This is a genomic window from Streptomyces sp. ICN903 (assembly GCF_022015835.1).
Lineage (GTDB): Bacteria > Actinomycetota > Actinomycetes > Streptomycetales > Streptomycetaceae > Streptomyces > Streptomyces fenghuangensis.
This window is the reverse complement of record NZ_JAKMAY010000242.1, coordinates 1-8826: the sequence shown is the minus strand read 5'-3', so window position 1 is coordinate 8826 and position 8826 is coordinate 1. Positions and strand designations below refer to the sequence as shown.

At 73.5% G+C, this 8826-nt stretch carries 7 protein-coding genes; 5 read left to right on the top strand and 2 right to left on the bottom strand.

What is annotated here, in order from left to right:
* Nucleotides 1-201: 201 nt before the first annotated feature.
* The 5 genes from L7D48_RS21680 to L7D48_RS21660 are packed head-to-tail and all read left to right on the top strand — an operon-like array spanning nt 202 to nt 4846.
* Nucleotides 202-1200, top strand: coding sequence for a sugar ABC transporter substrate-binding protein (locus L7D48_RS21680; protein ID WP_237881568.1), 999 nt, complete (start codon nt 202-204; stop codon nt 1198-1200).
* Nucleotides 1197-2237, top strand: coding sequence for an ABC transporter permease (locus tag L7D48_RS21675; RefSeq protein ID WP_237881564.1), 1041 nt, complete (start codon nt 1197-1199; stop codon nt 2235-2237). The genes L7D48_RS21680 and L7D48_RS21675 overlap by 4 nt, the downstream gene beginning before the upstream one ends.
* On the top strand, nt 2204-3070 hold the full coding sequence (locus tag L7D48_RS21670) for an ATP-binding cassette domain-containing protein (RefSeq protein ID WP_237881562.1): 867 nt from the start codon (nt 2204-2206) through the stop codon (nt 3068-3070). The genes L7D48_RS21675 and L7D48_RS21670 overlap by 34 nt, the downstream gene beginning before the upstream one ends.
* A gap of 16 nt (nt 3071-3086) precedes the next feature.
* A complete protein-coding gene (locus tag L7D48_RS21665) occupies nt 3087-4292 on the top strand; it encodes an ROK family glucokinase (RefSeq protein WP_237881560.1) in 1206 nt (401 codons plus the stop codon).
* A complete protein-coding gene (locus L7D48_RS21660; RefSeq protein ID WP_237881558.1) occupies nt 4289-4846 on the top strand; it encodes a hypothetical protein in 558 nt (185 codons plus the stop codon). Before L7D48_RS21665 ends, L7D48_RS21660 begins: the two co-directional genes overlap by 4 nt.
* A 135-nt stretch (nt 4847-4981) precedes the next feature.
* Here the strand turns inward: L7D48_RS21660 and L7D48_RS21655 are convergent, their stop codons facing one another.
* The gene (locus tag L7D48_RS21655; protein WP_237881556.1) at nt 4982-6319 is read right to left on the bottom strand and encodes a cellulose binding domain-containing protein; all 1338 of its coding nucleotides are present in this window, start codon (nt 6317-6319) and stop codon (nt 4982-4984) included.
* Nucleotides 6320-6601: 282 nt separating this feature from the next.
* On the bottom strand, nt 6602-8826 hold a 2225-nt coding region (locus L7D48_RS21650; protein WP_374493198.1), incomplete at its 5' end, for a peptidoglycan recognition protein.

Here is an 8826-nt window from a genome sequence, read left to right as displayed (position 1 = left end):
CACCCGCACCGCCCGTTTCCTCCCGCGCCACCCCCGATCCCCGTGCGAGCGGCGGTGACGGATACTTGGTCGGCCGGGGCCGGGCACCGCCCGCGCCCCGGCACGGCACGAAAGCCGGCCGCCAGGCCGGCACTCACGCAGCGAGAGGGCGGAAACCGCGTGACCACGGCAGGAGGGGTACGCAGGGGCGTACGGACCGGCATACGGGCCGGCATACGGACGAGGGCCACGGCGTCGGCGGCGGTACTCGCGCTCGCCCTGGCCGGATGCAGCAGCACCGGCGGGAAGCGGGCCGAGGAGGAGCGCGAGCGCGCCGGAGGCCGCGCGGCGGTGGACACCCCGCGCTGGACGTTCGCGATGGTCACCCACTCGGGAGACGGCGACACCTACTGGGACATCGTCCGCAGCGGCGCCGAGCAGGCGGCCGTCAAGGACAACGTGGAGTTCGTCTACTCCCACGACAAGGAGGCCGGCCGCCAGGCCCAGCTCGTCCAGACCGCCATCGACCGGAAGGTGGACGGGCTGATCGTCACCCTCGCCAAGCCCGAGGCCATGGAGGCGGTGGTGCGCAAGGCGGTGAAGGCCGGGATACCGGTGGTCACGATCAACTCCGGCCAGGAGGAGTCCGCCGGCCTCGGCGCCCTCGCCCACATCGGCCAGGACGAGTCCGTCGCCGGCGAGGCGGTCGGCGAGGAGCTGAACGAGCGCGGCCACGGCAAGGCCCTGTGCGTCGTCCACGAACAGGGCAACGTCGGTCACGAGGAACGCTGCGACGGAGTGCGCGAGGCCTTCGACGGCGAGGTGGAGAACCTCTACGTGGACGGCACCAACATGCCCTCCGTGGAGTCCTCCGTCGAGGCCGAGCTCCAGTCCGACCGGGACGTGGACACCGTCGTCACCCTCGGCGCCCCCTTCGCCGCCACCGCCGCCAAGGCCGTGGAGCGGGCGGGCAGCGACGCGGAGGTCAACACCTTCGACCTCAACGCCCAGGTCGCCGCCGGACTGCGCGACGGCACGATCGGCTTCGCCGTCGACCAGCAGCCCTACCTCCAGGGCTACGAGGCCGTCGACCTGCTGTGGCTGCACCGCTACAACGGCAACATGCTCGGCGGCGGACGGCCGGTCCTCACCGGCCCGCAGCTGGTGACCGAGGACGACGCCGCCGACCTGGAGAAGTACACCGAGCGGGGCACCCGATGACCGCCACCCCCGCGGCCCTGGCGAAGGACGCCGCCGCGCGCGGCCCGGTGGCACGGCGCCTGTCGGCCCGCCCCGAGCTGGGCGCGGTGGTCGGGGCCGTCGCCGTCCTGGTCTTCTTCGCCCTCGCCGCCGACGGCTTCCTGCGCCCCGCCGGCCTGGGCACCGTCCTGTACGCCGCCTCCACGATCGGCATCATGGCGGTGCCGGTGGCCCTGCTGATGATCGGCGGGGAGTTCGACCTGTCGGCGGGCGTGATGGTGACCAGCTCGGCGCTGGTGTCCTCGATGTTCAGCTACCAGATGACGGCGAACACCTGGGTCGGCGTCGCGGTGTCCCTGCTGGTCACCCTCGCGATCGGCTTCTTCAACGGCTGGACGCTCACCCGCACCCGCCTGCCGAGCTTCATCATCACCCTGGGCACCTTCCTGATGCTCACCGGCCTCAACCTCGGCCTCACCAAGCTGATCGGCGGCACGGTCTCCACCAAGGCGATCGGCGACATGGAGGGCTTCGCCTCCGCCCGCGCGGTCTTCGCCTCCGACATCACCGTCGGCGGCTTCCAGCTGAGGGTCACCATCGTGTGGTGGCTCGCGCTGGTCGCCGCGGCCACCTGGATCCTGCTGCGGACCAGGGCGGGCAACTGGATCTTCGCCACCGGCGGCAACGCGGACGCCGCCCGCGCGGTCGGCGTCCCCGTCGACCGCGTCCGGGTCGGCCTGTACATGGGCGTGGCCCTGGCCGCCTGGATCTCCGGCCAGCACCTGCTGTTCAGCTACGACGTCGTGCAGTCCGGCGAGGGCGTGGGCAACGAGCTGATCTACATCGCCGCGGCCGTCATCGGCGGCTGCCTGCTCACCGGCGGCTACGGCTCGGCGGCCGGCGCCGCCGTCGGCGCCCTGATCTTCGGCATGACCAGCAAGGGCATCGTCTACGCCCAGTGGGACCCCAACTGGTTCAAGTTCTTCCTCGGGGCGATGCTGCTGCTCGCCACGCTGCTCAACGCATGGATCCGCAAGCGGGCGGAGGCATCCTCGTGAACGGGACACCCACGGCGACGGCCGGCTCCTCCACGGCACTGGTGGAGCTGGCCGGCGTCGGCAAGCGCTACGGCAACGTGACCGCGCTGGAGGACGTGTCGCTGGCGGTCCGCCCCGGCGAGGTCGTCTGCGTGCTCGGCGACAACGGTGCCGGCAAGTCGACCCTCATCAAGATCGTCTCCGGGCTGCACCGGCACGACGACGGCACCTTCCGCATCGACGGCGAGGAGGTCCGCCTCGCCTCCCCCCGCGAAGCCCTCGACCGCGGCATCGCCACCGTCTACCAGGACCTGGCCGTCGTCCCGCTGATGCCGGTGTGGCGCAACTTCTTCCTCGGCTCCGAGCCCGTCACCGGGCGCGGCCCCTTCCGCCGGCTGGACACCGCCGCCATGCGCCGCACCACCCGCGAGGCCCTGCTGCGCATGGGCATCGACCTGCGCGACGTGGACCAGCCCATCGGCACCCTCTCCGGCGGCGAACGGCAGTCGGTCGCCATCGCCCGCGCCGTCCACTTCGGCGCCCGGGTGATCGTCCTGGACGAGCCGACCGCCGCCCTCGGCGTCAAACAGGCCGGGGTGGTCCTGCGCTACGTCGCCGCCGCCCGCGACCAGGGGCTGGGTGTCGTCCTGGTCACCCACAACCCCCACCACGCCCATCTGGTCGGCGACCGGTTCGTCCTGCTCAGGCGCGGCTCCATGGCCGGCAGCCACGCACGCGAGGAGATCGGCCTGGACGAGCTGACCCGCCAGATGGCGGGCGGCAGCGACCTGGACCGGCTCGGCCACGAACTGGCGCGCACCCGTCCCTCGGAACCGGGCCGCAAGGCTCCGTAGGGCACAATCGACGGTGATGAGTACGTACCGTGACCGGGCGCACCGAGGCTCTGTTCGAGCGACTGCCGGAGCGAGCGCCGGAACGAGCGCCGGAACGACTGCCAGGGCGACCGCCAGAGCGACGGTGTTCAGGGCCGTGGCCACGCGCGAGCGGCGCTCCTACGTCTCCGCGCCGCGCGTGCCCACGGTGGGCATCGACATCGGCGGCACCAAGGTGATGGCGGGCGTCGTCGACGCCGACGGCCGCATCCTGGAGAAGGTCCGGGCCGAGACCCCCGACAAGTCCAAGAGCCCGCAGGTCGTCGAGGACACCATCGCCGAACTGGTCCTGGACCTCTCCGACCGCCACGACGTGCACGCCGTCGGCATCGGGGCGGCCGGCTGGGTGGACGCCGACCGCTCCCGGGTGCTGTTCGCCCCCCACCTGGCCTGGCGCGACGAGCCGCTGCGCGACGCGCTGACCGCCCGCCTGGCCGTGCCCGTCATGGTCGACAACGACGCCAACACCGCCGCCTGGGGCGAGTGGCGCTTCGGCGCCGGCCGCGGCGAGGACCACCTCGTCATGATCACCCTCGGCACCGGCATCGGCGGCGCCATACTCGAGGACGGCCAGGTCAAGCGGGGCAAGTACGGGGTGGCCGGGGAGTTCGGCCACATGCAGGTCGTGCCCGGCGGCCACCGCTGCCCCTGCGGCAACCGCGGCTGCTGGGAGCAGTACAGCTCCGGCAACGCCCTGGTCCGCGAGGCCCGCGAGCTGGCGGCGGCCGAGTCGCCGGTCGCGTACGGGATCATCGACCGCGTCGGCGGCAACGTCAGCGACATCACCGGGCCGCTGATCACCGAACTGGCCCGCGAGGGCGACGCGATGTGCACCGAGCTCCTCCAGGAGATCGGCGAGTGGCTCGGCGTCGGCATCGCCAACCTGGCCGCCGCGCTGGACCCCTCCTGCTTCGTCGTCGGCGGCGGGGTCAGCGCCGCCGACGAACTGCTGATCGGCCCCGCCCGGGACGCCTTCCGCCGCCACCTCACCGGCCGCGGCTACCGTCCCGAGGCCCGCATCGCGCGAGCCGAGCTCGGCCCGGAGGCCGGCATGGTCGGCGCCGCCGACCTCGCCCGGCTGGTCGCCCGCCGCTTCCGCCGCGCCAACCGCCGCCGGGTGGAGCGGTACGAGCGCGCCGGGGCCGGCCTGCTGCCGTCGCGCGGCTGGGGGGCGGGCCGTTGACCGCCACCGTGTCCCTGCCGCAGCCCGGGACCCCGCCGCACCGGCCCAGGCACCGCTGGCTGGTCGCGATCATCGTGGTGCTGCTGATCGCCGTCCCCGCCGGCTACCTGGTGCTGTCCGCCTACCAGAGCCGCGACAGCGGCAAGGACAAGCAGCGCGCCGCCGCCGCCACCGGCCTGGTGTGGAAGTGGCCCAGCAAGCTGGAGAGCCGCATCTACGAGGTGCCGGTGCCCGGCGGGTCCAGCTATGTGGCGCACTACGAGACCAACAGCTGGCAGCGCAGCTCCTTCTACGTGCAGTTCCGCACCTCCCGGCAGGGTCTGGAGAGGTTCTTCGAGGAGGCCGGCGGCGATCCGGACGCCCTGCGCGAGGGCGCCCCCGGGGTCACCGGGCGGCAGGCCGAGACGGTGGGCTGGGACCTGGACGCCCCGGGCCGCCGCTATGCGGGCGCCAGGATCGAGCGGCCCGGCGAGCGGCCCGACCTGGCGGTCACCGTGGACGTCACCAGCGAGGACCGCCTGCGGGTCTACGCGGTCTCCACGGTCGAGTTCTGACGGCCGTCCGTTCCGTGCCCGGCCACTTCGGCGCGGGCGCGGGCCCGCCGGATCTCGCGGTCCGGGAGCGGGCGGAGCGGCAGGACCCCACCGGAGCACTCCGGTGGGGCCCTGCCGCAGGTCCGGCCCGTCCGGTCAGCTCCGCGAACCGCCCGCGGAGGCGCAGGCGGTGCCGTTGAGGGCGTAGGAGCCGGGCGGGGCGGTGTCGCCGGTGTGGGTGGCCTGGAAGCCGATGTCGACCGACGCGCCCGGGGCGATGGTGGCGTTGTAGGAGACGTTCCTGGCCGTCACCCGGCCGGAGGCGGGGGAGTAGACCGCGTTCCAGCCGGAGGTGATGGTCTGCCCCTCGGGCAGGGTGAGGGCCAGCGACCAGCCCTCGATCGCGGTGGTGCCGGTGTTGGTGATGGTGATGCTCGAGGTCAGGCCGGTGTTCCAGGCGTTGACGGCGGCGGTGACCCGGCAGGTCGCCGGCTCGGGTTCGGGCTCCGGGTCCGGGTCCGGCTCGGGGTCCGGGTCGGAGCTCTGGAACTGGGAGAAGAACTTCCATATCTCCGCCGGCAGCCAGGTCCTGGGGCCGCTGTCACCCGGCGCCCCGTCCTGCGGGGCGGCGATGTGCCCCTCGTCGAACGCGGCCCAGACGACCGGGTGCCCGGCCGAGCAGCCCGAGTAGGCGGTGATCCGGTGGGTCAGGCTGCCCTGGGACGGCTCCGGCGGGTTCTGGGGGGTGCAGCCGTTGTTCCGGACGAACCTGTCCCGCATCGCCCGGCCCCCGGAGATACCGAGGACGCTGTCCCTGAGGCCGTGCACTCCGAAGTAGGCGATGGGCCTGGTGCCGTCGTCGCACCCGCTGAGCACCCCGGCGCTCTGGACCGCGACCGCGCGGAAGACCGTCGCGCGCGAACACGCCAGCGAGTACGACATCGCGCCCCCGTAGCTGAACCCCAGGGCGAAGCGCTGCTCCTGGTCGACGCACAGGTCCGCCTCGATCAGCCGGATCATGTCGTCGACGAAGGCGGTGTCCCTCCCACCGGTGTTGGCCCAGCCGTTGTCGAGGCCCTGGGGCGCGACGAAGACGGCGCTCTCGTCCGCCAGCCGCTGGAGCCCGTAGTAGGCCCAGGTGCCCGTGTCCACGGTGCGGCCGGTGGCGACGTCGGTGGAGGAGCCGCCCAGCCAGTGGAACCCGAAGACCAGCCGGTAGGGGCGGTCGCGGTCGTAGCCGCCGGGGATCCGCAGGATGAAGCTCCGGTCCCTGCCGCCGCTTTGGATCGTGTGGGTGCCGCTCGTCAGGGTGGGGGCCCGGCCGCATCCGGGGCTCGCGGCGGCGGTGGCGGCGTCAGCGGCCGCGCGGGAGGTCGTGAGCGGGGTGCTCCCGCTCCGGCCGTGGCCCAGCGCGGCGCCGTCCACGCCCAGGACGAGCAGTACGGCGACGAGGGCCGGCCATAAGAGGGATCTTGCCCTTGCCGTCCTTGCCATCTCGAGACTCCTTCTCGTGTGGGGGTCGTCCCGGGCCGGTGGCCGCGGTGGTGGAACGGGGCAGGGGCAGTGGCCGTCCACCTGACCGTACGAAATGTCGAACACCGTTCGATGAGCCGGGACGTCACGGATCCTAGAGAGACGGCCGGTGGTGTCAACACCGTCCGTGAGACCGGCTCCGCTCCGGCACGGTCGGTGGTGCTCATGGCCGGGGCCGGGTGCCCTCCGCTCTGTGCGGAGGGCACCCGGCCCCGGTGTGCCGCTCTTGTCGCCGACCCGTGCCTACTTGAGGTAGACGAGTCCGTCGGTGGTGACGGTGGGCCGGCCGCTGGTGCCCACGACGACGATCCTGACGGTGTGCTTGGCGCTGCCGGCCCAGGTCCTGGTCCAGATCGCCTGGCGGTACTTGGTGGTCGAGGACTTCAGGTCCACGGTGGCGGCCTTGGTGCCGTCGACGTAGATGTGGGCCTGGCCGGAGCCGGAGGCCCGCGAGACGATCCAGGCGGCCGAGCGCCCGGTGAAGGTCCAGCTCAGCGAGGCGTTCTTGGCGGAACTGGAGTAGGACCTGCCGCCCAGGTAGCTGGTGGAGGACCTGGTGGTCCAGGTGCCCTTCCTGGTGGCCGAGGACTCCTGGAGGATCACCGGGGTGCCGGCCACCGAGGCGGTGGCGGTGTTGCCTGCCTGGTCGCGGGCGGTCAGCGACCAGGTGGTGGCCTTGCCCGAGGCGGCGGTGTGGGAGGCGCTGGTGGTGGTGGGCCCGTAGGTCCTGGCCACCGGCTTGGTCAGCCTGACCTCCTTCAGGGCGGCGGTGTCGGTGGCCTTCCACTTCAGTGTGACCGGGACGGCGCCGGTGTCGACGGTGCCGGTGCGCAGGGCCAGGTTCGGCTTGGTGGTGAAGGCGGGGGTAGTGGTCTCGGCGACCACAGTCGCGGCCGCGGTGGTGGCGGTCTTGCCCGAGATGTGGACGGCGCGGACGGCCACGGTGTGGGTGCCCACCGCCAGGGCGGCCTTGGCCGAGGCGGCGGTGTTCGCGGCGGTGGCGGCGACCTTGCCGTCGACCAGCAGCTCGTACCGGGAGACCAGCGCGGCGGGCGTGCTCGCCTTCCAGTTCACCGTGACGGCGGCCTTGGTGTAGTAGGTCGCCCCGGACTGCCCGGCGCCGGTGACCGAGGTGATCGCCAGGCCGCCGACCGGGCCGGCGGCGTAAGTGCGGACGGTGGCGAGCTGGTCGTAGAGGCGGTTGCCGGGGCACTGGGTGTTGTAGCCGTCGCGGTGCCCGTGGACGGCGGGGAGGGACAGCCGCGCGCCCTTGGCCCAGGTCTTGCCGAAATAGTTGCGGCCGGCGTCGCCGGCGGTGAGGGTGGCGGTGCCCTTCGGCGCGACGCCGTACTGGCCCAGCTTCCACGCCGCGATACGGGCGACCGAGGTCAGCGCGGCGGTGGAGGCGGCGGTGTCGGTGTAGGTGCCCAGGATCGAGATGCCGGTGGTCTCGGCGTTGAAGCCGTAGGCGTGCGCGCCCATCACCGGGCGGTCCACGCCGCCCTTGCGGCCCTCGTAGATCCTGCCGCACCTGTCGACCAGGAAGTTGTAGCCGATGTCCCGCCAGCCCAGCGTTTTCACGTGGTAGGCGTAGATGCCGCGCACCACCGACGGTGCCTGGTCGCAGGTGTAGGAGTTGGACTCGGCGGTGTGGTGCACCACCACCGCCCTGATCTTCCCGTCGGGCAGGTAGACCGGCTCCTCGGGGCTGGCGGACTCGTCCGCCCCCCAGCCCGCGCGGTCGGTGATCGGCGGACGCGGCGCGGTGGACGGCGGAGCCGGCGGACCGCTCACCGAGGGCGACGGGCTCGCCGACGGCGATGCGCTGGAGGGCGGCGGTGAGGTGGGTGCGGTGGGAGGTGTGCTCGCCGGTGCCGGCTCGGTGGGCGGAGCGCTCTGCGTGGCCGGCGGCTCCGGTGCCGGCTCGGTGGCCGGCAGCGACCCGCCCGGTTCCGGTTCGGACGGCTCCGGGGTGGGGGAGGGATCGGCCGCGGGGTCGTCATCGGTGAACGCGGCCGGCTCCATGCCCGTGGCCGTGCCGCCGGGATCGACCATGTCCAGCCGCAGCCCCGCGGGCAGACCGGCCGAGGACTTGCCCGCGGCCCGTACCCGCACCTCGACCCCGTCCGAGGGGCCCACCCAGGCCGGTTCGGTACCGCCGCGCCCGGCCCCCCGCTCGCCCTGCCCGCTGTCACCGTCCAGCACCAGCCAGCGCGACCACCGGCCCGTCGCCGTGCTGCGGGTGCGGGCCTCCACCGTGCCCTCCACGCGGGCGGCGGGATCGGTCCAGGTCACCCCCAGCAGGCTGAACGGCTCCACCTCCCGCCGCCCGGACTCCGCGGCCCGGCCGCCGTCGGCCACCTTCAGCGCGGCCGAGTGGACACCGGCCCGGACCGGCTTCCCCGGCCCCGCGGTCCTCCCGCCGTCACCGGCGCCCCCGACGGGAGAGCCGACCACCCCCTGGAGCA